Genomic DNA, 24,791 nt, shown 5'->3' with positions numbered 1-24,791 from the left:
CTCGACCTTCAACACCTCCGGCCCACCGTGCTCGTAGATCCGGACAGCCGTCATCGTGCCACTCATCAAAACTCCTGAAAATTGAAACAGTAGTCCTGCAATTAAGGATGCTGGTCTCGGTGTCCGAAAACAAGAGCGGAAGACCAGGCACCGCAGCCGCCCTCCGGCAGCCGGCTCGTCTCCGTCGAAACCGCCCACGACTGGGACCGGCAAGCCCGCGCGCTACCGACCCGGCCCCGCACCTTGGTGTGGCTGTGCCTTCTCGGCTCCGGTCAGGCCGTGGCGTTGCGCCGTGCGAGTACGCCGAGGACGTACTCGCACCAGCGGACGTTCTCCTGCTCGAACGCGATGCCGCGCGCGAGCGTCAGGTAGGGGCCGACGCGATCCGCCGTGGCGAGGTAGTCCGCCTCGGCCCGGCCCGCGAGGAGACGGTCGCGCAACCGCTCGTAGCGCTTCAGCTTCCGTTCGGCGAGCGCCTGCTTCTGTCGGACGGAGTCCCGGACCGCCGCCGCGTCACCATGCTCGACCGCCTGCACCTGGACGAGCAGCTCGTCCCGGACGGCGGTCGGCTTGGGCTCGCGGGCCGTGAACTCGGTGAGCGCGGCGAGGCCCGCCTCGGTGATCGAGAACAGCCGCTTGTTGGGCCGGCGTTCCTGTTCGACCACGCGAGCCTCGACCAGCCCTTGGCCCTCCATCCGATCCAGCTCGCGGTAGAGCTGCTGCGGCGTCGCGGTCCAGAAGTTGGCGACCGAGGAGTCGAAGACCTTGGCCAGGTCGTAGCCCGACGACTCGCCCTCCAGGAGCGTCGCGAGGATCGCGTTCCGCAGCGCCATGCCGCTCACCCTAGCCACCCGGTGGTACCTAGTCGAAAAGTTGATTATTCACTTCGCTGGACAGCGAACGACCCGGGTCCTACGCTCGACCGCGAAGTAGTCAACTAATTGACTAGGAGGCGGAGGCATGACGACCTTCACCGAGGCCGTGCTCGCCCGGGACGCCGAGGCGATCGAGGCGATGCTCGCCGAGGACGTGGTGTTCACCAGCCCCGTGGCGTTCCGGCCGTACCAGGGAAGGGCGATCACGGCCGCGATCCTGCGCGGCGTGCTCCGCGTCTTCGAGGACTTCCGCTATGTGCGCGAGATCCGCGACGGCCGCCACCACGCCTACGAGTTCGAGGCCGTTGTCGACGGCCTGAAGATCAACGGCTGCGACTTCCTCACCTATGACGACGACGGCAAGATCATCGACTTCAAGGTCATGGTCCGCCCGCTGACCGCCGCCACCGCGCTCGCAGCCCGGATGGGCGAGCAGTTCGAGCGCATCAAGGCAGAGGCGGCGGCGCAGTAAGACGCGATGCCGACCGCTCCGGCCGAGGAGGGCTCGCGGCCGGGGGCGAACGAGCCGAGGCGCAGTGTCGGCGCACGCGCCGGACTGCGCCGCCAGGCCAAACTGCGCCGCCAGGCCAAACTGCGCCGCCAGGCCAAACTGCGCCGCCAGGCCAAACTGCGCGGCCGGGGCCGAGCGGCGCGGCCAGGCTGAGCGGCGCGGCGGCCGGCCCGGTCGCGCGCAGTCGATACGTCGGCGTCGGGAAACGCGGGCGAGGGGGGGACGAATCGGACGCAGGGACGGGAGACGGGTTCATCGGTGGGCTCTGCTGCTCGCCGACGTCCGGTACGTACGGCGCGGGGACAGTCACGGAAGCGTCGGCCGTTGCTCCGCCGACGACGGTGGGACGCCGTGACCGGCCCCACGACGCGTGGCCGCGACAAGTCGAAGCCCCGCACCTGCTGACGGCACGAGAAGGTGGCCCGATGGTCAGGTCGCCTGCGGCACGGGGTCGTCCTCCAGCGGGGTGCCGTCGTAGATCCAGTCGAACGACACGTCCGACTCGCGGTGGTGTTCGCGGAAGGCGCCGTCGCGCCGCCGCTGCTCGGGTCCGTCGGGCAAGTGGAACAGCGCGCGGTTGTTGAGCGCGCCGGTCTGCACCACGCCCGCGTGCGCGGCGCGGCGGTCGCTGTATCCGGCGAGCGCGTCGGCCACCGTCAGCTCGCCCCGGACGGCCTTGGCGACCTGCTCGGCGAGGACGAGCTCGTCCTCGATCGCCTGCGACGCGCCCTGCGAGAAGTAGGGGAGCATGGTGTGGCAGGCGTCGCCGAGGAGCGCGACGTGCCCGTGGTGCCAGGCCGGGAACGGCGTCTGGTGGTTCAGCGCCCATGCGACGACCCGGTCGTCGGAGTAGCCGAGGAGCCGGGTGAGCCGTTCGTCCCAGCCCTCGTAGTGGGCGCGCATCCGGGCGGCCTGGGCGTCCACGCGCAGCCGTTCGCGGACGTCGTCGTCGCTCGGCGCGATGGCGACGACGTTGACGAACTCCATCCCGAGGACCGGCCCTACAAGGCCGGCTTCGTCGGCGTCGCCGCGCCCGGCTGCACCGTCGTCGTCCAGGACGACGCGGGCCGCGAACTGCCGCCCGGAGAGGTCGGGGAGATCGCCATCCGGGGTCCCGTCGTGATGAAGGGGTACTGGAACCGTCCGGCGGAGACCGCCGAGACGCTGCGCGGCGGCTGGCTGCACACCGGCGACCTCGGCGTGAAGGACGACGAGGGCGACCTGCGGATCGTCGGCCGCAAGAAGGACATGGTCATCCGCGGCGGATACAACGTCTACCCGCGCGAGGTCGAGGACGTTCTGCACGAGCATCCGGCCATCGCGGAGGTCGCGGTCATCGGCGTAGCCGACCCGCGCTACGGCGAGGAGGTCGCGGCCGTCGTCGTGCTGCGCCCGGGCGCGGAGCTGACGTCCGACGGCCTGCGGGCGTGGGCGAAAGAGCGCCTGTCGGCGTACAAGGTCCCGCACCTCGTCGCCGTCGTGGACGAGCTGCCCAAAGGCTCCACCGGCAAGATCCTGAAGCGGGCCATCGACCGCGGGCTCTTCGCCGACGCGCCCCGCTGAACCGCCGTAGCTCCGCCTAGGCGTTCCATAGCGCGGCGACCTGGTCGGCGTGGCGGGGAGCCTGCCGCACGCCTTCGAGGAAGGCCGCCCATCCGATGCCCATGCGCGGGTCGAACAGGTTCAGCTCGAACATCTTGACCGTCTCGGCGTCCGGCCCGATGACGGTGGTGCGGTCGGGGTCGAGGGCGGCGAGCTCGCCGTCCAGCACGCGGGCGGGCAGCAGGTGCCGCAGGGGAGCGAAGACGACGACGCGGTCGTGTCCGGCGGCGAGGTCGGCGTTCGTCGTCGAGCAGGTGACGCCGTCCATGTAGAAGCGGCCGTCGATCTCGGCGGGCGGGAAGATGGTGGGCATCGCGGTGCCCGCGCGCAACGCGTCGGGCAGCGGTACGGTCCCGCGCCGCCACACCACGCGTTCGCCGTCGTCGATCCGGGCCGCGGGCACCAGCAGCGGCCGGTCCGGCCACCCGGCTGCGGGCACGCGGGCGAGGGCGGCGTCGAGCTGCGGCGCCGCCGCGACCGTGTCGGCGTCCAGCGCCTCCCGGCCCAGGCGCCGCCGCCGCTCGGCCGCCGGAAGTTCGCCGTCGGACAGCACATCGAAGATGCGGGTGAACTGCTCGGCCGCGATCTCGGGCATCGGCAGCTTCTCGCGGGCCAGCCCGATCTCGTGGACGGGCCGGGAGAGGTCGCCGCCGAACGCGGTGAACGCGGCGATGAACGAGCCGACGGACGTGCCGACGATCAGGTCGGCGTCGCCGAGATCGGTTCCGTACTGCCGGAGCCCATGGATCACCCCCGCAGCCCACAACGGGCCGGCGACGATCCCCGCACCGACGACCAAGGCCCGGGACATGCCAGATCACCCCCTCTGCCGCGCTCCTACCCACCGCCTCCGCCGGACGAACGGCCGCGCCCGATGGCCGAACCGCGAGACGCACATCGCGTTCCGGCCGCCGTGCGGTACGCGGTATCGTCGAGGACGAGTCCGAGAGGCGCTGCAACGGGCCGAAGCCCGCCACGCTCGGCCTCGCTCGCATCGGTAAGGGCGCCTCCCAGTCAGGGAGGTCGTCTGGTGAATTCCGAGAAGTCGAGCGCGCTGCGGGACCTGTTCGACCGGCGCATCGCCGTCCTCGACGGCGCGTGGGGCACGATGCTCCAGACCGCCGGACTCACCCCCGCCGACTACCGCGACGAACGCCTCGCCGACCACCCGCGGGACGTGACGGGCGACCCCGACCTGCTCAACATCACCCGGCCGGACGTCATCCTCGACGTCCACCGCCAGTACCTCGCGGCGGGCGCCGACATCACGACCACCAACACCTTCACCGCGACGAGCATCGGCCAGGCTGACTACGGACTGGACGGGTGGGCGCGCGAGATGAACCTCGCTGCGGCCCGGCTGGCGCGCCAGGCGGCGGACGAGGCGGGCGGACGCTTCGTGGCCGGCTCGGTCGGCCCCCTGAACGTCACGCTGTCGCTGTCACCGAAGGTGGAGGACCCGGCGTTCCGCGCGGTGACCTGGGACGAGGTCTACACCGCCTACGCCGAGCAGATCCAGGCGCTCGCCGACGGCGGCGTGGACCTGCTGCTCGTCGAGACGATCTTCGACACGCTGAACGCCAAGGCCGCCATCGCCGCCGCGCGCGACGTCGCCCCGCACCTCCCGCTGTGGATCTCGGTGACGATCGTGGACCTGAGCGGGCGCACCCTGTCCGGCCAGACCGTCGAGGCGTTCTGGCGGTCGATCGAGCACGCCGACCCGCTCGTGGTCGGCGTGAACTGCTCGCTCGGCGCGGTGGAGATGCGTCCGCACGTCGCCGAGCTGTCCCGCCTCGCGGGCACCTACGTCGCCTGCCACCCCAACGCGGGCCTGCCCGACGCGTTCGGCGGCTATGCGCAGAAGCCGGACGAGACCGGACGGCTGCTCGGCGAGTTCGCCGCGTCCGGGATGGTCAACGTCGTCGGCGGCTGCTGCGGAACGACGCCCGAGCACATCGCGCAGATCGCCGCGGCCGTGACCGACGTCGCCCCGCGGACCGTCGCCGCCCCCGCGCCGCTCACCCGGTTCAGCGGCCTGGAGCCGTTGGAGATCGGCGCCGACACCGGCTTCGTCATGATCGGCGAGCGCACCAACGTCACCGGCTCGGCCCGGTTCCGGCGGCTCATCGAGGCGGGCGACCACCAGGCGGCCGTGGACGTCGCGCTGGAGCAGGTGCGGGGCGGCGCGAACCTCCTCGACGTCAACATGGACGCCGACCTGCTCGACAGCGAGCGCGAGATGGTCACGTTCCTGAACCTCATCGCGACCGAGCCCGAGGTGGCCCGCATCCCCGTCGTGATCGACAGCTCGCGGTGGAGCGTGCTGGAGGCCGGGCTGCGCTGCGTCCAGGGCAAGGGCGTCGTCAACTCCATCAGCCTGAAGGAGGGCGAGGGGCCGTTCCTCGACCAGGCACGGCGCATCCGCGACTACGGCGCGGGCGTCGTCGTCATGGCGTTCGACGAGCAGGGGCAGGCCGACACCGCGGACCGCAAGGTCGAGATCTGCGGGCGCGCCTACGACCTGCTGACCTCACAGGCGGGCTTCCCCGCCGAGGACATCATCTTCGACCCGAACGTCCTCGCAGTCGCCACCGGAATGAGCGAGCACAACGGCTACGCAAAGGCGTTCATCGACGCGCTGCCCCGCATCAAGGAGCGGTGCCCGGGGGCGCGCATCAGCGGCGGCATCTCCAACCTGTCGTTCGCGTTCCGCGGCAACGACGTCGTCCGCGAGGCGATGAACTCGGCGTTCCTCTTCCACGCCGTGCGCGCCGGGCTCGACATGGGCATCGTCAACGCGGGCCAGCTCGCCGTCTACCAGGACATCCCCGCCGACCTACTCGAACTCATCGAGGACGTGCTGTTCGACCGGCGCGAGGACGCCACGGACCGGCTCGTCGCGTTCGCCGGGACGGTCAGCGGATCCGGCACGCAGCGCGTCGTGGACCTGTCCTGGCGCGAGGCGCCGGTGGAAGAGCGGCTCAGCCACGCGCTCGTCCACGGCATCGTGGACTTCATCGAGGCCGACACGGAGGAGGCGCGGCTGAAGGCGGCCCGGCCCCTGGAGGTGATCGAGGGGCCGCTCATGGACGGCATGAAGATCGTGGGCGACCTGTTCGGCGCCGGGAAGATGTTCCTCCCGCAGGTCGTCAAGAGCGCTCGCGTGATGAAGCGGTCCGTCGCCTACCTGGAGCCCTTCATGGAGGCCGAGAAGGAGGAGGCGTTGCGTGCGGGCCGGGTGGAGAACCAGCGCGGTGCGGGCAAGGTCGTCCTGGCGACCGTCAAGGGCGACGTGCACGACATCGGCAAGAACATCGTCGGCGTCGTGCTCGGCTGCAACAACTACGAGGTCATCGACCTCGGCGTGATGGTGCCCGCCGCGAAGATCCTCGACACGGCGATCGCCGAGGGCGCGGACGCGGTCGGGCTCTCCGGGCTGATCACGCCGTCGCTGGACGAGATGGTGTCCGTCGCCGAGGAGATGCAGCGTCGCGGGATGCGGCTGCCGCTGCTGATCGGCGGCGCGACGACGTCGCGCCAGCACACGGCGGTCCGCGTGGCCCCGGCCTACGACGGGACGTGCGTGCACGTGCTCGACGCGTCCCGGGTGGTCGGCGTCGTGTCGGACCTGCTCAACCCCGAGCAGGCCGAACAGCTGGCGGCGAGCAACCGCGCCGAGCAGGAGCGCCTGCGCGAGCAGCACGCCGGCCGACGCGGCACGCCGTTGCTGACGCTCGAGCGGGCGCGCGCCAACCGTGAGACGGTTCCGTTCGACGACCTGCCGACGCCCGCGTTCACCGGCACGCGGGTCATCGAGCCGGACCTGACCGCGCTCCGCGAGATGATCGACTGGCAGTTCCTGTTCCTGGCGTGGGAGCTGAAGGGCAAGTACCCGGCGATCCTCGACCAGCCCGTCGCTCGCGAGCTGTTCGACGACGCCAACACGCTGCTGGACGAGATCATCGCCGGGGGCCACTTCCGCGCCGTCGGCTCCTACGGCTTCTGGCCCGCGCACGCGGACGGCGACGACATCGTGCTCGACGACGCCGTGCGGTTCCCCATGCTGCGCCAGCAGACGGCGAAGCCCGAGGGGCGGCCCAACCGGTGCCTCGCGGACTACATCGCCCCGGCCGGCGACCACCTCGGCGGATTCGCCGTCGCCGTCCACGGCGCGGACGAACTCGCCGCGTCCTACGAGGCCCAGGGTGACGACTACCGGGCGATCATGGTGAAGGCGCTGGCGGACCGTCTCGCCGAGGCGTTCGCCGAGTACATCCACCTGACGGCCCGGCGGGACTGGTTCGAGCCGGACGCCGACCCGGCTATCGAGGACCTGCACGCCGAGCGCTTCCGCGGCATCCGTCCGGCTCTCGGCTACCCGGCGAGCCCCGACCACAGCCTGAAGCAGGAGCTGTTCGACCTGCTCGACGCCAAGCGGCTCGACATGACGCTGACCGAGAACTACGCGATGGCGCCCGCCGCCAGCGTCAGCGGACTGATCTTCGCCCACCCGTCCTCGCGGTACTTCACCGTGGGCCGCATCAACGAGGACCAGCTCCGCGACTACGCCGACCGGCGCGGCATCGAACCGGCCGCGGCCGAGCGCCTGCTCCGCCCCAACCTCGCCTACGACCCGAGCTGACCCCGGCCGCCGCCCCGACCTGTCCCGGACACGGCACGCGGCCGGGGCGGCCACGCGACCAGGAGCCGTGGTCGTGACGGCGATGGACGTCGTCAGTGGTTGCGACGTGCGCCGGAACCGCCTCTGGCATGTGGGGCGCCGGAATCGCCTCTGGCGCGTGGGGTCTTGGCGGACGCGACACGGGCCCGCGTCGCTCAAGCCGAGCGCGGGCAGATTTTGTCGCGTCCGCGAACGCGTGATGCCGCATGCCGCCCCGCGTCCAGCACGCGTCCGCTAGGCGGCGGACGAGCGGTTCGCGAGTCACCGGCGGATGCGGTCGCCTATGCCCTCAACCGGCGGCACCGTAAGCCGCCCTGCGGCTCAGTTCGGCGGGCGGACGCGAGGGCGGGCGGCGAAGCTCAAGGAGCACTCGGTCACCCACTCCGCGTCCGCTGTTCCGCAAAGCCGCGAACGGTCCTGCGGCTCAGCCCTGGATACGCCGATCGGTGCCTGCCCACTCCTTGTTCTTGAGCACGAACTTCTGGATCTTCCCGGTCGAGGTCTTCGGCAACTCCGTCACGAACTCGACGCGGTCCGGAGCCTTGAACCCGGCCAGGTGCGCGCGGACGTGCGCGATGATGTCCGCCTCCGCGGCCGACGCGCCCGCCCGTAGGATGACGAACGCCTTCGGCCGTTCACCCCAACGCTCGTCGGGCACGCCCACGACCGCGGTCTCCAGGACGGCCGGATGGCTCGCCACGGCCTGCTCGACCTCGACGGTGGAGATGTTCTCGCCGCCGGAGATGATGACGTCCTTGGCGCGGTCGCGCAGCTCGACATAGCCGTCCGGGTGGACGACCCCGAGGTCGCCGGAGTGGAACCAGCCGCCCAGGAAGGCGCGCTCGGTGGCTTCCGGGTCGGCGAAGTAGCCCGCCATGACGTTGTTGCCGCGCATGACGATCTCGCCCATCGTCGTGCCGTCGCGGGGCACGTCGGTCATGGACTCGTCCACGACCCGGAGCCCGTCCGTCTGCACCATCCCGACTCCCTGCCGCGCGGTGAGGCGGGCGCGCTCGGGGCCGTCGGCGGGCCAGTCCGCCTGCGGCTCGCACACCGCGTACGGTCCGTAGGTCTCGGTCAGGCCGTAGAGGTGGACGACGCGGACACCGAGCCGCCGCATCTCCCCGATGATCGTCGGGCTCGGCGGCGCACCGGCCGTGGTGGCGACCAGCGGACGCGTCAGCGGGTGCGCCTGCTCGGCGTTGGCGATCGTGACGAGCACGGTGGGAGCGGCGTTGAGGTGCGTGACGCCCTCCTCGTCGATCAGCCGCCAGATCTCCGCGCCGTCCACGCTCGGCAGGCAGACGTGCGTGCCGCCGATCGCCGTCACGGCCCAGGTCGTGCACCAGCCGTTGCAGTGGAACATCGGCAGCGTCCACAGGTAGACGCTGTCGGGCGTGTGCGAGGAGTGGATGATCTCGCCGAGCGCGTTCAGGTACGCGCCGCGATGCGTGTACTCCACGCCCTTGGGTCGTGCCGTGGTCCCGGACGTGTAGTTGATGGAGATCGTGGCGTTCTCGTCGTCCACCGACCAGGGCAGCGGCTCATCGGAACCGCGTGCCAGCAGCTCGTCGTAGCTCAGCGCGCCGTCCCGCGCGGCGCCGATGACGACGGTGGTCCGTCCCTCGGCGGGGATGAGCCGGTCCGCCAGCGTCTCGTGGACGACCACGAGCCCGCTGCCCGAGTGATCCAGGATGTACGCGATCTCCTCCGGCGCGAGGCGGGTGTTGACGGCGACGAGGACCGCCCCGGCCAGCGGCACGGCGAAGTGCGCGATCAGCAGTTCGGGCAGGTTGGGCGACAGGTACGCGACCCTGTCGCCCGGCCCGATGCCGGACGCCCGCAGAGCGTGGGCGACCCGGGTCGCCTCGGCGGCGAACGCACGGTAGGTGAGACGGCGTTCTGCGGAGACGATCGCGGTCTTGTCACCGAACACCTCGGCCGAACGGGCGAGGAAGGCCAACGGGCTCAACGGTGTGATCACTGCGGTCACCTGCTTACGGGATGGAAGACGAGCGCTTGCGGCGGTTCTAGCCCGTGACGGGCCACCGCGGCTACCCCCGGCTCGGGAGTCGATGCCCATCCGTGTCCCCACCGCATTACGGCGGAGCGCCGGAACTTCCGCCAATCGGCGGCCATAGCGGCGAAGGCCCAGGGCCCAGGGCCCTCCCGGCGATGGCCTTGCCCGACACACCGGGCAGCCTGCTTCGTCGTTCCGACCGAGACAATCGACCGGTCCGCCGTCCCGACGCGAACCGTTTGCCGTTCCTGCAACAAAGTTGGCTGAACCGGCCTGGATCGCCTCATCCTGGGCTGACTGCTCACCGAGAGGACGAGAACCATGTTGCATGCGGAGCCCGGCGCATCGGCCGAAGAGTTCTGGGAGGGCTTCTACGGCCGTGAGGACCAGATCTTCAGCGGAAACCCGAACGGAATCCTCATCCGGGAGGTGACAGCGCTCGCTCCCGGAACGGCGCTGGACCTCGGCTGCGGAGAAGGAGCCGACGCGATCTGGCTCGCGCGCCAGGGCTGGACGGTCACCGCCGTCGACGTGTCGGCCACCGCGCTGAGCCGCGCCGCCCGGGACGCCGCCGCTGCGGGCGTCGCCGAGCGGATCGCATGGCGGCGCCACGACCTGGCGGTCAGCTTCCCCGAAGGCACCTATGACCTGGTGTCGGCCCAGTTCCTGCACTCGCCGGTGGAGATGCCGCGCGAAGAGATCCTGCGGCGGGCCGCCGCAGCGGTGGCGCCCGGTGGCCGCCTTCTCGTCGCCGGGCACGCCGGAGGGCCGTCCTGGGACACCGACCACGACCCGGCACTGCACTTCCCGACGACCGGCGAGGTCCTGGCCGCCCTCGCCCTGCCGGACGAAGACTGGCAAGTGGAGGTGGACGAGACCGTGGTGCAGGAGCTCACCGGCCCTGACGGGCAGCCGGCGACCCGCCCGGACAACATCCTGAAGATCCGGCGCCGCCGGTCAGCGCGGTGATGCGCCGCGATATGACCACACACGTGGTCGTGGTCGGCTCACGGCCAGCCCGCCACATCGCACAGCAGCGTCCGTACATGCAGGAGGATTTGCTTCTGCCGCCTTAATGCCCGCCGGAAAGCGGTCGACTGTCGGCCCACAGGTGCGCGTCACCACGAACGTGCCGCTTCGACGAGGACGTCGCGGACGAGGGCGATGTGCGGACGGTCCGGTGCTCCGGCACGCTCAACGAGAAAGGCCGTGTTGATCGGCGGATCATCGGGGTCGAGCAGCGTGACGAGCGTCCCCGCGTCCAGGTGCGCGGCGCAGAGATAGCGCGGCAGGACGCTCACCCCGGCGCCCGCCGCGACGGCCGCGACCACGGCGCGCAGGTCCGGGACGACGACGGCGGGCTTCGCATTCAGCCGCACTCCGAAGACGTGCCGCCAGTAGCGCCGCAGGATGGGCAGATCCTCGGCGTAGGAGACCAGGGGCACCCCGTCGAGGGCGGAAGGCCCGTGGGCGGTGAGCCTGTCGAGGTCCAGACGCGCGGCGCGTCCCGGGGCGGCCACGAGGACGAACTCCTCGTCCATGAGCGGCCGGGCGAGCAGCGTCCGGCCGCGCGGCCGGACGGCGGAGACGACGAGATCGCAGGTGCCCGCGCGCAGGGCGGTCAGCAGCTCGTCGGCGAGGCCTGTGGTGACGTGCAGCCGGACGCCGCGCTCGATCAGCGGCGCGAGCGCGGGCAGCACGAGCGCGGCCACGGCGTCCGCCGGGCCGCCCAGATGGACGGGCGGTTCCGGCGCCGGCCGCTCCGCCGGGCCGTTCCCGGCAACGGCTTCGAGCTCGTCCATCGGCCCGGCGAGCCGGGCGGCGAGGTCGTGTGCGGGCGGGGTCGGAGCCATGCCGCGCGGCAGACGCTGGAACAGCGCGCGGCCGAGGCGGTCTTCGAGCGCCTTGATCTGCGTCGTCACCGTGGGCTGGGACAACCCGACGAGCCGGGCCGCCGTGGTCACCGACCCCGTCCGGTAGACGGCCAGGAACGAGCGGAGCCAGCCGAGGTCCACCGGCCCATTGGCATTCCGATCGGTCATATAGGCGATTCTATTTCTAGGTTGATCCACCGGTGCTTACGTTGGGGTCATCGACGTTCGGACGATCTGGACGGCGAACGTCGAACCGACGGTTGAGGAGCACCCATGTCGAAGATCCTGTTCGTCCTGACCGGAGCGCGCCACTGGACGCTCAAGGACGGAACCCGGCACCCGACCGGATTCTGGGCGGAGGAGGCCGTGGCGCCGTACCGGGCCTTCACCGCCGCCGGCCACGAGATCGTGTTCGCCACCCCTGGCGGTGCGGTGCCGGTCGTGGACCAGGCGAGCCTTGCCGCCGAGGTCAACGGCGGCGAGGACGGCGCGAAGGAGATCACCGCCGAGCTGGATGCGATCACCGGGCTGAAGGACCCTCTCCGCCTGGAGGACGTCCAGCTGGCCGACTACGACGCGGTCTTCTACCCCGGTGGCCACGGCCCGATGGAGGACCTCGCCGTCAACAAGGACTCCGGACGGCTGCTCACCGCGGCACTGGATTCGGGCAAGCCGCTCGGCGTCGTCTGCCATGCGCCGGCGGCGCTGCTCGCCGCTCGCCGCGACGACGGCTCTTCACCGTTCGCCGGTTACGCCGTCACGGCCTTCACGAACGAGGAGGAGAAGCAGGCGGGCCTCGCCGACAAGGCGCGTTGGCTGCTCGAGGACCGGCTCGTTGAACTCGGCGTGGACTTCCGCGAAGGCGAGCCGTGGCAGCCGAAGGTCGTGGTGGACCGCAACCTGTTCACAGGGCAGAACCCGGCGTCGTCCGCACCGCTCGCCGCAGAGATCGTGGCGCGCCTGCGCTGACATGGCCACTGACCGGCTCGGCGACGTGCTCGACGCGACCTACGAGTGCGTGACCCTCTACGGCGGTTCGGAGACGTCTCTGAGGATTCGACGCCCGCCTGCGGCAACTGCTGACGGACGTGTTCGCACACTGCCGGACCGTTGTGCCCACCGCCGAGGCGGCCGGTGTATGCCTGACACTGGTGCGCGGCTTCGAGGCCGCGCCCGAGAACACCCGCCTTTTTCGGTCCGCCGTCGTCGCCCTGCTCCGACGGCCTGCTGTGATCTGGAGCATCAATGCCTGACACCAGTCGTGAGATCCGCCTTGCCGCCCGTCCGGTGGGAGAGCCCCGCCCGTCGGACTTCACTCTTGCCGAAGTCGCTGTGGGGGAGCCCCAAGCGGGGGAGGTGCTGGTCCGCAACGATTGGATGTCGGTGGACCCTTACATGCGCGGACGGATGAACGACGTGAAGTCCTACACGCCACCGTTCAAGCTCGGTGCGGCCCTGGACGGTGCCGCGGTCGGCACCGTGATCGCCTCGGAGTCTGCGGACGTCCCGGTCGGCGCGACCGTGCTGCACGGCGCAGGTTGGCGTGAGCACGCCGTGCTGCCCGCCGGGCATGTCCGCATCGTGGACACCTCGATCGCTCCGGCTCAGGCTTACCTCGGCGCGCTCGGCATGGTCGGACTGACGGCCTACGCGGGCCTGGTCCGGATCGCGCCCGTGGAAAAGGGCGACGTCGTGTTCGTGTCCGGTGCGGCCGGAGCGGTCGGCATCCTCGCCGGACGCATCGCGCGGCATCTCGGCGCGTCCCGGGTCATCGGCTCGGCGGGCGGCCCGGACAAGGCACGACGCCTGGTCGAGGAGTTCGGTTACGACGCGGCGATCGACTACCGGGCGGGCGACCTCGCGGAACAGCTCGCAGCCGCCGCGCCGGACGGCATCGACGTCTACTTCGACAATGTCGGCGGTGACCACCTTCAAGCCGCCCTCGGCGCACTGAACACCAACGGTCGCGTCGCGCTGTGCGGAGCGATCTCCGTTTACAACGCCGCCGGACCCGTTCCGGGGCCGAACAACCTGGGCTTGGCGATCGGTAAGCGTCTGAGCCTCCGCGGCTTCATCGTCACCGACCATCAGGACCTTGCCACCGAGTACGCGCAGCTTGCGGCGGGCTGGCTCGCCGACGGCAGCCTCAAGTACAGCGAGACCGTGGTCGACGGCATCGACAATGCCGTGGACGCTTTCCTCGGGCTGCTGCGCGGCGCCAACACCGGCAAGATGCTCGTCCGGCTGAACGCGTCTGCGAACTAGCGCAGCGCCATGAACGCCCGGTGTGGAAACGTTTCCGCACCGGGCGTTCACGCGTCCGTCGAATGCCGACGTCCCCGTATCGTGGACCATTCTGGCAGATGGCCGACCTATTCTACGGCCGTACGAGTCTGACGTTTGTCGCGTTAGGTATGGAGACGCCGGCCGCGGTGTCGCTAGCTGCCGCAAGTCGGCTTAAGGGCATATGCAGCCGAGTCCGGCGGGGTCGGCGCATCGCGTCCAGACTTTCGTCATGCTCCCCGCGCGTCACATAAAGCAAATCTGTGCGAGTTACGTTGGCGACGTTGTCATTTGTCCACCTCGCCCGATTCGCTCTCTACTGTGTGTGCTTTTCCGATGGGGTGCTGCGGCCTTGCCCATTGCAGGGTCTGAGCTACCTAACTCTTCGGGCTGACTGTTGACACCTGCCGTTACTTACCTGAGCCCGCCTTCGCGCTGTTACCTGTAGTGCGCAAGTCATGACCAGGAGTGGCTGATGAATTTGTCCGGCCTTGGGCTGGAAGGAGTGGTCTGTGGAAGCGCTGGATACGAAACTCGGTGACAACGGCACCTCGGAAGCGGTTCAGATCTTGGCCGGAACGCGGCAACTCCTCGCGCCCGCGCTCCGGCATGTCGTCGACCAGTTCCCGGCCGAACTGGGCCGTATTGTCGGCTATCACCTCGGGACCCACGACAGGAACGGGACACCGATCGACGGTGACAGCGGCAAGGCGGTGCGCCCGGCGCTGGCCTTGCTGGCGTGCCAGGCAGTGGGCGGAGACCAGGCGCGGGCACTTCCGGCCGCAGTCGCCGTGGAACTCGTGCACAACGCGTCGCTGCTTCACGACGACATCATCGACGGTGACCAGACCCGCCGCGGGCGTCCCGCCGTCTGGCGGACGTTCGGTGTGGCCGACGCGATCCTGGCCGGCGATGCCCTGTTCTTCGTCGCCATACGGACTCTCGCCGAGTCTCTTCCGCTGGCCGGCCAGGGCGTCATGATCCTCACCAGCACCGTCCAGCAGCTCATCGAGGGCGAGCACACCGACCTGCTCATGGAGGGCCGTCCGGCCACCACCCTCAGCGAGTCGCAGGCGATGGCCACCGCGAAGACGGGGTCGCTCATCGCCGCGGCCTGCGCGCTCGGCGCCATCGCGGGCGGCGCGACCGTCGAGCAGATCGCGCGGATGCATTCCTTCGGGCTCGACCTCGGCCTGGCCTTCCAGTTCATCGACGACATCAAGGGGATCTGGGGCGATCCCGCCGTGACCGGCAAGCCCACGTCCGATCTGGCGTCCGGGAAGAAGTCGCTGCCGGTCGCCTACGCGCTCGCGAACACCGGCGCCGCACGCGCCGAACTGGCCGATCTCTACCAGAAGGAAACTCCTCTCACCCCGGCCGAGCAGGCACGCGCCGCCGACCTGGTGGAAGCGGCCGGCGGACGCGCGTGGGCCAGCGAACGCGCCGACCACCACATCCGTCAGGCCCGCCTCCACCTGGAGGTCGCCGCCACCGATCCGGCCGCCGCCGCACGGCTCAACACCCTGGCGGCCATGATCACCAGCTCCGGCACCCACCGGTAGCGGCGCGCACCGTACGCCGTGGTCGGACATGCGTCCGGCCACGGCGATCCCACCGAAACCGAAACACGGACGCGCCGGTCCGACTGAGCCGGTCGCTGTGCGGCGCGCAGGACGGAGGCATGACCAGGTGGAATCCTTCACCGAGGAAGAACGGGCGGAGCGGATCGCCGACGCGCTGGATCGCGCCGTGGCGGTGCTCCTCTCCCGGCAGTCCGACGACGGCCATTGGGACGGGGGCCTCGACAACAAGGTCAGCGTGGACGCTCACCACCTGCTGGCCCACACCTTCCTCGGCCTCCCCGAACCGCCCGAAAGCCGGGAGATCCGCACCTGGATCCGCACGCAGCAGACCGATGAAGGCGGCTGGCCGAACTTCGTCGGCGGTCCGGACGAACTGTCCACCAGCGTGATGGCCTACCTGGCACTGCGCATGGGCGGCGAGCAGGCGGAGGCGCCGCACATGCGCGTGGCGGCCCGGCGCATCCATCAGCTCGGCGGCCCCGGAGCCTGCCGGGCGTCCACGCGGCTCTGGCTCGCGCTGTTCGGCCTGTGGCCGTGGCATGACCTCAAGATGCTTCCACCCGAGATCATGCTGCTCCCCGCGAAAGGGCCGATCGCCCTCGACGACTTCGCGGACTGGGCGCGCCATCTGGTCGTCCCCCTCGCTGTGATCACGGCGCTGCGCCCGGTCCGGCGCACCGGACTCGACCTCGGCGAGATCTGCGACCGGCCGCCGCGTTCGCGATTCCGAGCCCGCCCGGTGGCGCTCTACCACGCCTCGGTCCCGGCCCGGATTCGCCGCCGTTCCCTGCTGCGGGCGCGTCGCTGGCTGCTGGAGCGCCAGCAGACCGACGGCTGCTGGAACGGCACCCATTCGGCCACGGTCTACGCGACGATCGCCCTGCATCTCCTGGACGGGCCCGGCGACCGGGAGGCGGTGGGCCGCGCGGTCACCGGACTCGGCGCCTTCGTGCGACCACGCGGCGACGGCCTCAGCAGGGTGCAGTTCTCGCACGGTCCGATCTGGGACACCGCGAACACGCTGCTGACCCTGCGCGCGGCGGGCCTCGGAAACGATCACCCGGCGGTGGACCGTGCACACCGGTGGCTGCTCGGACAGCAGACCACCGCTCAGGGCGACTGGTCCCGGCACCGTCCGGAACTCGCACCGGGCGGCTGGTCGTTCCAGGTCGCCAACCGCACCGGTCCTGACACCGACGACACGGCGCTCGTCCTCCGCGCCCTGGACGCGGCGTCCTCGTCGGACGAACAGACTCTCCAGGCCGCCGACCGCGGACACCGGTGGCTCGCCGGAATGGCCTGGAGCGACGGCGGCTGGGGTGCCTTCGACACCGACGCGAGAGTACGGCGGGTGCTGCGGCTTCCGTGGCATGACGCACGGGCTGTCGTCGACCCGCCGACCGCCGACGTCACGGCGCATGTCGTCGAGACGCTCGCTGCGGCGGGCCAGGAGTATGCCGCCCCGACGAGGGACGGCGTGCGCTGGCTGCTCGACAACCAGGAACCCGACGGCTCCTGGTACGGGCAGTGGGGCTGCAACTACATCTACGGCACCACGGGCGCTCTCTGCGCGCTGACGGCGGCGAAAGTGCCCGCCGCGCATCCTGCCGTCCGGCAGGCCATCGAGTGGTTGTACTCCCGGCAGAACGAGGACGGCGGATGGGGTGAAGACCAGCGATCCTACTTCTACGACGTCTGGCACGGCCGGGGACGATCGACACCCTCCCAGACCGGCTGGGCGGTCCACGCGCTCATCACGACCGGGGAGCGCGGCGACCGTGTCAAAGCCGGGATCGACTGGCTGTTGCGGCAGCAGGACGCCTCCGGCGCGTGGCACGAGGCCGCGTACACCGGAACGGGCTTCCCACGGGACGCGCCGATCCGGTACGGCTCCTATGCGCAGGTCTTCGCGACCCTGGCACTGGCCGGCTACCGCCGTCCTGCGGCGGATCCCGGACCGGCGCAGGCGTCGACCCCGCGTCAGCCCACCAGGGATCGACGACTGCGCAACGGATTCCGCATCGCCCAGCCGGACCGGAAGAGGTGATCACCATGCACATGTCCACGACGTCGACCCCGCCGCCGAGTGAGACCGGACAGGCTGACTGGGTGCTGAACGACCGGGCCGTGGTCGTTGAGCGGCACGCTCTCGACTGGCTTCACCAATTCGACCTGACACCGGATCCGGAGACGCGCGCACGCGTCGAGCGCATCAACGCCGGCGCCGCGTTCGCCATGCTGTTCCCGCAAGCCCCGCCGGACGTGCTGGAACTGGCCGGAGACGTCATGGTCTGGATCACCGCGTTCGGAGACGTCCTCGTGGACGGCTGCGACAGGCGAACCGGTGACCTCACCCGCCTCACCCTGCATCTGAACGAGACCCTGCACGCCACGACCTCTCGGCGAGCCGGCGACCAGACCGGATTCGTCGCCGCCTTGGAAGACCTCCTCACTCGCAGCGCGGCGATCCTGCCGCACCGGCACCACAGTCGCCTCGCCAAGGCGCTCACCGCGTTCATCGCGGCACAGAACTGGCACGTCGACATCGAGTCCGCCACGTCTCCGCCCTCGGTCGCGGACTACCTGGTCGCACGAAGGCACACCGTGGCCGCATGGTCTCTGGTCGCGCTGCTCGAACCCCTCGAACACTCGCGTTTTCCGGCCGAGATTCATGACGTTCCCGAGGTCGGCGAGCTGAACACGACGGCATGCACGCTGCTGGCCTGCGTCAATGACCTCGCCTCCCATCGGAAGGAGCACAGGTCCGGAGACACGGCGATCACGCTTCCGACACTTCTCATGCACGAGCGCCGATGCTCTCTGGACGAAAGCATCTCGATCATCTCCGCAATGTGCGAAACGGAGACGGCTCGTGCTCACGAGACCATCGCTCACCTGAAGACCACCCACGATCGGCACGTCGGTGAGTACGGTGACGTGGTCGGTAATCTCGTAGGCTATTTCGCCTCCTGGCACACGGTCGTCGCTGCAGACCGTTATCGCTGACCACGATCCCGGCATCCCCGCCGGAAGACCTAGTCGGAATCGACGGGCTACGTCCGGTAGACCGAGCAGGAAAGACCTACCGCCGAGCCCGCCCAGCGGACGATCCCCAAGACGTCAACGTTTCCCCTTCTTCGACCGGCCTGCCGCGCTCCTCCCGCGCGACGGATTCTGGTGCGGGGCGGTGGTCGGCCGTCGACCGGACGGCCGACCACCGCCTGTCGGAAGGGGAGCGGGCAGATTCCGAGCGGCAAAGGCGGGTCGGTCATCACCGGCGTCGGTCGGCCCTGCTTCGGAACCTTCCTCCACGGCGGAGACGGTGGGATGCCGACCCTTCGCCGTCTCGATCGGCATCTCGATCAGCGCGACGATCCGCTCAGTGGGAAACCGCATCGAGCGGACGGGCTTTCCCGTGCGCTTGACCTCCCTGATCGTGACCAGGGGGCCGTCCACGACGACCTCGACCCGTCGACCTCCTTGCGTCGCCGTCATCTCGAAGACTCGAGGCGTCCCCTCGCCCGTGTCGACCAGCACCTGGATCTTGTCGCCCTTCATGGGTCGCGTCCCTTCGTTCGGTGTACGGACCTCCAAGGAAACCGAGACCCGTGATGGGCGCGCCACCCGAAGCCGGTTCTGTGGATAACTCCGGCGTGGTCGCGAGCATGCTCACGCGCTCGCCGGAGCGGCTTGGCGTCTTGCCTGCGCCCCTGAAGAGGGGGTGAGGGACGCAGCGGTGCCGGGGGGGTCAGAACGTGCAGTCGAGGCGGGTGATCCCGTTGAGCTGCGGCGAGACCAGGTATTCGGGCTCGCCGACTGCCCGGAGGCCGGGCAACTGGGTGAAGAGTTCACGGAACACAGCGCTCAGCTCACGGCGGGCGAGGTGGGCGCCGAGGCAGTAGTGCGGCCCGGGACCGCCGAACGCCAGGTGGGGATTGGGGTCACGCGTGATGTCGAACTCTTCCGGCCGGTCGAAGACCCGCTCGTCACGGTTCGCGGAGGGGTAGAAGAGCATGACCCGATCGCCGGGCCGGAACGTGCGTCCACCGAGTTCACGTTCTTCGGCGACGGTCCGCCGGAAGGTGAGGATCGGGCTGCTGAGGCGAAGGATCTCCTCGATCGCTCCGTCGAGGTAGCGGTTGAGATCGCTGAGCAGGAGTTCGCGCTGCGCGGGGTGGTCCGTCAGCAGCTTGATGCCGTGAGTGATGGCGTTGTGCGTCGTCTCGCTGCCCGCGACCAGCAACGTGTTGACGAACGAGCTCAGCTCCCGCGGCGTGAGATGCTCGCCGTCCGGATTGGCGGTGACGAGCCGGGACGCGATGTCGCCCGTCGGCCGCCGGGCCCGTTCGCGGGCGACGGACATGCCGATCCGGCTGAGGCGGCGGCTCCCGTAGAACAACCGGACTCCGGTGGCGAGACTCCGCACAGGGCTGCGGCTCTCCGGGAAGCCGCCGTAGCCGGGGTCGTAGCCGCCCGCGAGGGACAGGCTGAGGTCCAGGACCTCGGACATGAGATAGCGCGGGACGCCCATCATCTCGCAGATGATCCGCGCCGGCATGGGGGCGGCGACCCGCGACGCGATGTCGCCGCCGCCGGACTTGGCGAAGTCGCGCACGATCTCCCCGGCCGCCCGCCGGATCTGCTCGTCGATCCGGGTCAGCGTCCGCGGCGTGAAGGCGCGGGACACGATCCGGCGCAATCGGGTGTGCTGCGGATTGTCCGTGTCGAGGATCATGTCGCCGCTGTAGCGGGCCAGCCAGCGGGGAGTCTCGGGCACGGTGGCCGTCGGCGCGTTGCGGAAGGCGCGGGCGTCGCGAGTCGCCTCGCTCACGTCGGCATGCGTCACCAGCGCGTAGTAGCCGTCGCCGTGCGGGAGGAAGGGGAACGGCTTCTCCCGGAAGTACATCGGCCGGTCGAGGGTGCGCAGGTGCGCGAGAAGGGCGTACCACCGATCCGGCTGACGGTGACGGAACCACGGGTCGATGAGGTCGACGTCGCTCTCGTCTATCTGGTCCACGGTTGTCATCGGATGCCTTCGCTGTGCTGGACGGGTTGCAGGAACAGAAGCCGGGGAGTGGGAGTCAGCGCCGTCGGGCGGTGATGAGCGTGTAGTGGACCTGCGGGTGAATGCCGATGTTCTCGTTCAGCTCGGCGTAGGCGACGATGCGATCGCGGATCTCCGTGTCGAAGTCGGCGTCCGAGGCGATGCGTCGCATCGCGTCGGCGAGCAGGCGATGACTGCGGCGGACGTGGCCGGTGATGTCCTCGCAGTCGACGACGTCCAACCGGGCCTTGGCCATGAACGTCTCGTACTCACCGACGCGCGCCAGCGGCGGAAGCTCGAACGCCTGGTGGAGGCGGTCCATGATGTCGGCGTCCTCGTGGGGCAGGTCGCCGTCCTGGTAGAAGTCGAGCGCGACGAGGGGCGCTCCCGGACGCAACGTCCGGGCGATCTCGGAGATGGCGCGGGCGCGGTCCGACATGTGCAGCAGCGACTCGATGGCGTAGGCGCCGTCGAAACGCGTTTCCGGGAAGGGCAGCGCCATGGCGTCGGCGAGCTGGAAGGCGGCGTGCCCCGGTCCCGGCCCGGCTTCCGGGCGCGCGTGCGCGACCCGCAGCTGGTGCGGACTGACCGTGATGCCCGTGACATGGACCCTGTACTCGGTGGCGATGCGGACGGAGGGGCGCCCGTTGCCGCACCCGACGTCCAGGATCTCCGCTCCCGGGAGCGGGGCGAGCCGGGCCGCGACCATGTCGGTGATGCGGTCCGTCGCCTTGGAGATCGGGGTGTCGTCGGTGTCGTCGTCCCAGTAGCCCAGATGGAGGTTGTCCCCGAGATGCTGGGTGAACAGGTCGTTGAACCGGTCGTACATCGAGCCGACCATGGACGGGGTCGGGAGCTGGGTCTCGGTCACGTTCGGTCACAGCCTTTCCGGGCGGTGTTCGATGGGGGATGCCGAAGACCTTCGGCGGGGGCACCCGGCGGAGCGGCCGAGTGCGTGGTCATTTCGTGCGGGACGTCACCCGCAAGCGCAGTCCTTGGGGCCGGAGAGTGACGCCGGCGTAGACCTTGGGACCCCGGCCGGGCCCGGGACTGAGATGCCAGCGCGAGCTGATCGCCGCCAGCGCCAGAACGGCCTCCTTGTAAGCGAACTGGTCGCCGATGCACTTGCGGGCGCCCGCTCCGAACGGGATGTAGGCGTAGCGCGGCGGCTGCGGTCTGGACGCGTCCCACCGGTCCGGGTCGAACCGCTCGGGTGCCGAGTAGAGATCGGCGCGGCGGTGAATGAGATAGGGACTGCACACGACGGTGGACCCGGCGGGAAGCCGGTACGGGCCGAGATCCGCGTCCGCGGTGATGACGCGGGTCAGGATCCACGCGGGCGGGAAGAGCCGCATGGCTTCGGTGACCACCCGGCCGGTGAAGCGCAGCGCGGGAAGGTCGTCGAGGCTGGGCGGAAGGCCGTTCAGCACCGCGTCGACCTCCGTCTGAACACGCTGCTGGACCTCGCTGTGGCAAGCCACCAGATGCAGTGTCCATGCGAGAGCGGCGGCGGTGGTGTCGGTGCCCGCACCGAAGAACGCCATCACCTGGTCGCTGACCTCGCTGCCGGTGAAGCCGTTCTCGAAGGTGCAGATTTCCCGGCCGTCAGGGGCGCGGCCGGGAAGGAGAGCGGACAGCAGGTCGCCGTGGTCGGTGCCGTCCGCACGGCGCTCGGCGATGATGACGGCGAGGTTCTTGCGGAGCCGGGCGGCGGCTTCGGCCATCCGCCCTTTGCCGAACCCCGGCACCCAGGCGAGCCATGACGGCACGCTGGCTCGCAGGTATGAGCCGCCGAAGATTGCGCTGAGGTCCTCGACGGCCTGGCCGACGACATGGCCGGGCAGCTCGTCGCAGAACATCGTCTCGACGAGCGTGCTGAGGGTGATCTTCTGCATCTCCGGGAGGACATCGAGGACCTGGCCGTTGTGCCACGCGCTCGCAGCGGAGGTGGAACGGGCCGTCATGATCCGTCCGTAACCGTCGAAGCGATCACGGGAGAAGGCGGGCTGGATCAGCCTGCGCTGGCGGCGGTGCCGCTCGTGCGCGCAGGTCGCCAGGTTGTGTCCGGCGAGTTCCCGGGCCAGCTCGAAGAACCGGCCGCCCTTGTCGAAGACGTGGTCGTCGCGCAGGAACTCACGGGTCAGCTCGGGGTCGCAGACGACGATCGTCCGCAGCGGCCCCACGCGCACGCCGACGACACCGCCGTAGGCCGGAAGCCGGCTGAGGAAGTCGAGTGAGCCGCGCAGCAGCGGAACCGTGTGACCGAGCAGGGGGACACCACCGGGCGCGAGGGGGATCCGGTCCGACCGTGCCGTGATCATTCGCTGGACTCCTCAGAGGTGGTGGGGCCGCTGCTCGGCCCGTCGCACATTACACATGCTTGACTACTCACTGTGGTTTCCCGGGGTAAGGCGCTACCCGATAGGGCGGACAGGTCTTACTCCTTCGGTGAGGTCACGCTCGCCGGTCGCGTCCGACCAGGAAGTCGTGCAGGAGCCTGCGTCCGCGTCGTCCGATCTCCGAGGACCGTCCGGCGTGCAGCATCTCTTGGACAAGCTGGCGGCCCGCCAGAGTGATCTCCGCCAGCCCGACGCGACCACGCTCGTTCCCCCGGGCAGAGCGTCGCCACCACAACACGCAGGACGCCGTCAGCAGGGGGATCAGCGCCAACGACCACGCTCCCGGCATGGGGAGGCGCACCACGACCTGACGGTTCTCGGGCCTGGCTTCGGCAGGGGCGCGGAACGGGAAGGGAAGCTGTCTGCGCAGCACGGAACGACTCCTTGGGATCGTGTGAGACGGGGTGGTTTCGGCGCGCCGGATGACCCGGCCGCGGATCAGGCAGACCGCGGCCACGACGACCACGGCGCCGAGGACGACGGCGTCGACGACGGACGAGCGGGCCATACCGGTCACGAACGCGTCCTTGGCCGCGACCACGGTCTGGGCGGACGGGCCGCCGTGACCGTGGGCGGACGTCGCGAGGATCGCGTTGACGTCCTCCGATCCGCGGTTTCGTCCGAGCAGATGGTGGAGGCGATGGGACGACACGGCGGCGAGGATCGAGCCTTGTACCGCGACGCCGAGGCCCATGCCGACCTGCCGGGCGACGTCGTTGAGCGCCGAGCCGAGCCCTGCGGATGCGGCGGGGAACGCGTCCATCACGGTCCCGGTGAGTGCGGACAGGGACAGCCCGCAGCCGACGCCGAGGACGAGCTGGAACACCACGAGGCGGTCGTAACCGGAGTCCGCGGTGGTGGTGGCCAGCAAGGCGAACGAGCCGGTGACGCATGCGAAGCCGAGCAGCGTCATGGTGTCGCCGCCCACCCGGCTCATCAGCGGCAGCGTGGCGGCGGAGCCGGCGATCATCGCGACCGACATGGGCAGGGTGCGGACGCCCGCTTCCCACGGGGAGTATCCGAGGACGCCCTGGAGGTAGACGACCAGGATGAAGAACGACCCGAAGGCGATGAAGGACATCAGCGCCAGCGCGGCCAAGCCCGTCCCGATGCGCGGGACGCGCAGCAGGGACAGCGGCAGCATCGGAGACCGGTGACGCACCTGCCACAGCAAGAAGAGGACCAGCAGCAGTGCCGCCGACCCGAACGCCACGACGACCAGGGCGCTCGTCCAGCCGCGGTCGGGACCCTCCACGACCGCCCACACCAAGGCGGTCAGCCCGAGCGCCGACAGCACCGCGCCGAGAAGGTCCAGCGACATCCTGCCGGGCGCGCGGGACTCGGGGACGAGCCACAACGCCAGGACGACGGCGGTGACGGCGATCGGAACGTTGACCCAGAAACCGGCGTGCCAGGACCACCGGTCCACGAGCCAGCCGCCGATGACCGGTCCGAGCAGGCCGCCGACGCCCGCCACCGCGGACCACACCGCGATGGCCCGGCGGCGCAGGGCCGGTTCCGGGAACAGCCGGGTCACGATCGACAGGGTCGCGGGCATGATCAGCGCAGAACCGAGGCCCATCCCGACGCGAGCCGCGATCACCTGCACCGACGTGTCGGCCAGGCCGCCGACCACCGAAGTGACGACGCACAGCAGCATTCCGAGCACGAACGCCCGTCGCCGTCCGATCCGGTCGGCCACCGCACCGGCGGCAAGAACGGTTCCGCTCATGGCCACGGCGTAGCCGTCGATGATCCACTGAACATCCGTCGTGGACAGTCGCAGGTCACGCTGCAGATCGGGGATCGCGACGTTGAGGACCGTGAAGTCGATCCCGATCAGGAACAGCCCGAGACACACCACCACGGTCGCGGCCCAACGGCGCCGCATGCTCACAGCCGGACTCGTGCCCGAATTC

The 24,791-nt window shown here is 70.2% G+C and carries 20 protein-coding genes; 10 read left to right on the top strand and 10 right to left on the bottom strand.

The features are described 5' to 3' along the window. Positions 1 to 272: 272 nt before the first annotated feature. Positions 273 to 833 carry a PadR family transcriptional regulator gene (locus GQ466_RS29340; RefSeq protein ID WP_161106318.1) on the bottom strand — a complete coding sequence of 187 codons (561 nt, stop codon included), beginning with the start codon at positions 831 to 833 and terminating at the stop codon, positions 273 to 275. Positions 834 to 960: 127 nt separating this feature from the next. Between GQ466_RS29340 and GQ466_RS29335 the strand changes: the two genes are divergently transcribed. Beyond that, complete coding sequence (locus GQ466_RS29335) at positions 961 to 1,347, top strand: nuclear transport factor 2 family protein (RefSeq protein ID WP_161106317.1); 387 nt, start codon at positions 961 to 963, stop codon at positions 1,345 to 1,347. Between the two features lie 6 nt (positions 1,348 to 1,353). Further along, positions 1,354 to 1,539, top strand: coding sequence for a hypothetical protein (locus tag GQ466_RS29330; protein ID WP_161106316.1), 186 nt, complete (start codon positions 1,354 to 1,356; stop codon positions 1,537 to 1,539). A 276-nt stretch (positions 1,540 to 1,815) separates the two neighbouring features. On the opposite strand, the gene GQ466_RS29325 is transcribed toward GQ466_RS29330, so the two are convergent. After that, positions 1,816 to 2,310 (bottom strand): FAD-dependent oxidoreductase, encoded by a 495-nt coding sequence (locus GQ466_RS29325; RefSeq protein ID WP_337193674.1) that lies wholly within the window; start codon positions 2,308 to 2,310, stop codon positions 1,816 to 1,818. Here GQ466_RS29325 and GQ466_RS31120 point away from each other — a divergent pair. Next, on the top strand, positions 2,278 to 2,949 hold the full coding sequence (locus tag GQ466_RS31120; RefSeq protein ID WP_337193673.1) for an AMP-binding enzyme: 672 nt from the start codon (positions 2,278 to 2,280) through the stop codon (positions 2,947 to 2,949). The genes GQ466_RS29325 and GQ466_RS31120 overlap by 33 nt on opposite strands. Positions 2,950 to 2,965: 16 nt before the next feature. Here the strand turns inward: GQ466_RS31120 and GQ466_RS29315 are convergent, their stop codons facing one another. Continuing rightward, positions 2,966 to 3,799: a patatin-like phospholipase family protein gene (locus tag GQ466_RS29315; protein ID WP_161106313.1), complete on the bottom strand. Its 834-nt coding sequence runs from the start codon at positions 3,797 to 3,799 to the stop codon at positions 2,966 to 2,968. 219 nt (positions 3,800 to 4,018) lie between these two features. Here GQ466_RS29315 and metH point away from each other — a divergent pair, with 219 nt between their 5' ends. Next, positions 4,019 to 7,630, top strand: coding sequence for a methionine synthase (metH, locus tag GQ466_RS29310; RefSeq protein ID WP_337193672.1), 3,612 nt, complete (start codon positions 4,019 to 4,021; stop codon positions 7,628 to 7,630). A gap of 463 nt (positions 7,631 to 8,093) precedes the next feature. Here the strand turns inward: metH and GQ466_RS29305 are convergent, their stop codons facing one another. After that, entirely contained in the window at positions 8,094 to 9,653 is a 1,560-nt protein-coding gene (locus GQ466_RS29305) for an acyl--CoA ligase family protein (RefSeq protein WP_337193671.1), read from the bottom strand. Between the two features lie 357 nt (positions 9,654 to 10,010). Here GQ466_RS29305 and GQ466_RS29300 point away from each other — a divergent pair, with 357 nt between their 5' ends. Next, positions 10,011 to 10,658 (top strand): class I SAM-dependent methyltransferase, encoded by a 648-nt coding sequence (locus GQ466_RS29300; protein ID WP_161106310.1) that lies wholly within the window; start codon positions 10,011 to 10,013, stop codon positions 10,656 to 10,658. Between the two features lie 149 nt (positions 10,659 to 10,807). Here GQ466_RS29300 and GQ466_RS29295 read toward each other — a convergent pair whose 3' ends face one another. Continuing rightward, positions 10,808 to 11,731, bottom strand: coding sequence for a LysR family transcriptional regulator (locus GQ466_RS29295; protein ID WP_161106309.1), 924 nt, complete (start codon positions 11,729 to 11,731; stop codon positions 10,808 to 10,810). A 105-nt stretch (positions 11,732 to 11,836) separates the two neighbouring features. Here GQ466_RS29295 and GQ466_RS29290 point away from each other — a divergent pair, with 105 nt between their 5' ends. The 5 genes from GQ466_RS29290 (at position 11,837) to GQ466_RS29270 (ending at position 18,435) form a co-directional block, all read left to right on the top strand. Further along, the gene (locus GQ466_RS29290; protein ID WP_161106308.1) at positions 11,837 to 12,532 is read left to right on the top strand and encodes a type 1 glutamine amidotransferase domain-containing protein; all 696 of its coding nucleotides are present in this window, start codon (positions 11,837 to 11,839) and stop codon (positions 12,530 to 12,532) included. A 276-nt stretch (positions 12,533 to 12,808) separates the two neighbouring features. Then, positions 12,809 to 13,828, top strand: coding sequence for an NADP-dependent oxidoreductase (locus GQ466_RS29285; RefSeq protein ID WP_161106307.1), 1,020 nt, complete (start codon positions 12,809 to 12,811; stop codon positions 13,826 to 13,828). 530 nt (positions 13,829 to 14,358) lie between these two features. Beyond that, on the top strand, positions 14,359 to 15,408 hold the full coding sequence (locus GQ466_RS29280; RefSeq protein ID WP_337193670.1) for a polyprenyl synthetase family protein: 1,050 nt from the start codon (positions 14,359 to 14,361) through the stop codon (positions 15,406 to 15,408). 127 nt (positions 15,409 to 15,535) lie between these two features. Next, positions 15,536 to 17,476, top strand: coding sequence for a squalene--hopene cyclase (shc, locus tag GQ466_RS29275; protein WP_161106306.1), 1,941 nt, complete (start codon positions 15,536 to 15,538; stop codon positions 17,474 to 17,476). Between the two features lie 5 nt (positions 17,477 to 17,481). Continuing rightward, the gene (locus GQ466_RS29270; protein WP_161106305.1) at positions 17,482 to 18,435 is read left to right on the top strand and encodes a terpene synthase family protein; all 954 of its coding nucleotides are present in this window, start codon (positions 17,482 to 17,484) and stop codon (positions 18,433 to 18,435) included. 114 nt (positions 18,436 to 18,549) lie between these two features. On the opposite strand, the gene GQ466_RS31115 is transcribed toward GQ466_RS29270, so the two are convergent. From GQ466_RS31115 to GQ466_RS29245, 5 genes are all read right to left on the bottom strand, one after another. Beyond that, positions 18,550 to 18,987 (bottom strand): hypothetical protein, encoded by a 438-nt coding sequence (locus tag GQ466_RS31115; protein ID WP_202421278.1) that lies wholly within the window; start codon positions 18,985 to 18,987, stop codon positions 18,550 to 18,552. A gap of 190 nt (positions 18,988 to 19,177) precedes the next feature. Next, on the bottom strand, positions 19,178 to 20,446 hold the full coding sequence (locus GQ466_RS33015) for a cytochrome P450 (protein WP_161106304.1): 1,269 nt from the start codon (positions 20,444 to 20,446) through the stop codon (positions 19,178 to 19,180). Between the two features lie 64 nt (positions 20,447 to 20,510). Continuing rightward, the gene (locus tag GQ466_RS29255) at positions 20,511 to 21,344 is read right to left on the bottom strand and encodes a methyltransferase domain-containing protein (protein ID WP_161106303.1); all 834 of its coding nucleotides are present in this window, start codon (positions 21,342 to 21,344) and stop codon (positions 20,511 to 20,513) included. Between the two features lie 88 nt (positions 21,345 to 21,432). Further along, positions 21,433 to 22,794, bottom strand: a complete 1,362-nt coding sequence (locus GQ466_RS29250; RefSeq protein ID WP_161106302.1) for a cytochrome P450 — start codon at positions 22,792 to 22,794, stop codon at positions 21,433 to 21,435. Positions 22,795 to 22,927: 133 nt separating this feature from the next. Further along, positions 22,928 to 24,763: an MFS transporter gene (locus GQ466_RS29245; protein WP_161106301.1), complete on the bottom strand. Its 1,836-nt coding sequence runs from the start codon at positions 24,761 to 24,763 to the stop codon at positions 22,928 to 22,930. Positions 24,764 to 24,791 lie beyond the last annotated feature (28 nt).

Origin of the sequence: Actinomadura rayongensis (genome assembly GCF_009831215.1) — a bacterium.
In the GTDB taxonomy this organism is placed as follows: Bacteria; Actinomycetota; Actinomycetes; order Streptosporangiales; family Streptosporangiaceae; genus Spirillospora; species Spirillospora rayongensis.
Note: the sequence above shows the minus strand (reverse complement) of the source record. Positions and strands in the feature narration are given on the sequence as shown.

Bases quoted from the DNA above. Each gene is read 5' to 3' on its own strand.
- GQ466_RS29315 (WP_161106313.1), bottom strand. From the start codon at position 3,799: ATGTCCCGGGCCTTGGTCGTCGGTGCGGGGATCGTCGCCGGCCCGTTG.
- GQ466_RS29340 (WP_161106318.1), bottom strand. From the start codon at position 833: ATGGCGCTGCGGAACGCGATCCTCGCGACGCTCCTGGAGGGCGAGTCG.
- GQ466_RS29300 (WP_161106310.1), top strand. From the start codon at position 10,011: ATGTTGCATGCGGAGCCCGGCGCATCGGCCGAAGAGTTCTGGGAGGGC.
- GQ466_RS29295 (WP_161106309.1), bottom strand. From the start codon at position 11,731: ATGACCGATCGGAATGCCAATGGGCCGGTGGACCTCGGCTGGCTCCGC.
- GQ466_RS29330 (WP_161106316.1), top strand. From the start codon at position 1,354: ATGCCGACCGCTCCGGCCGAGGAGGGCTCGCGGCCGGGGGCGAACGAG.
- GQ466_RS29250 (WP_161106302.1), bottom strand. From the start codon at position 22,794: ATGATCACGGCACGGTCGGACCGGATCCCCCTCGCGCCCGGTGGTGTC.
- GQ466_RS29245 (WP_161106301.1), bottom strand. From the start codon at position 24,763: ATGCGGCGCCGTTGGGCCGCGACCGTGGTGGTGTGTCTCGGGCTGTTC.
- GQ466_RS29270 (WP_161106305.1), top strand. From the start codon at position 17,482: ATGCACATGTCCACGACGTCGACCCCGCCGCCGAGTGAGACCGGACAG.
- GQ466_RS29285 (WP_161106307.1), top strand. From the start codon at position 12,809: ATGCCTGACACCAGTCGTGAGATCCGCCTTGCCGCCCGTCCGGTGGGA.
- GQ466_RS29290 (WP_161106308.1), top strand. From the start codon at position 11,837: ATGTCGAAGATCCTGTTCGTCCTGACCGGAGCGCGCCACTGGACGCTC.
- GQ466_RS29335 (WP_161106317.1), top strand. From the start codon at position 961: ATGACGACCTTCACCGAGGCCGTGCTCGCCCGGGACGCCGAGGCGATC.
- GQ466_RS31115 (WP_202421278.1), bottom strand. From the start codon at position 18,987: ATGAAGGGCGACAAGATCCAGGTGCTGGTCGACACGGGCGAGGGGACG.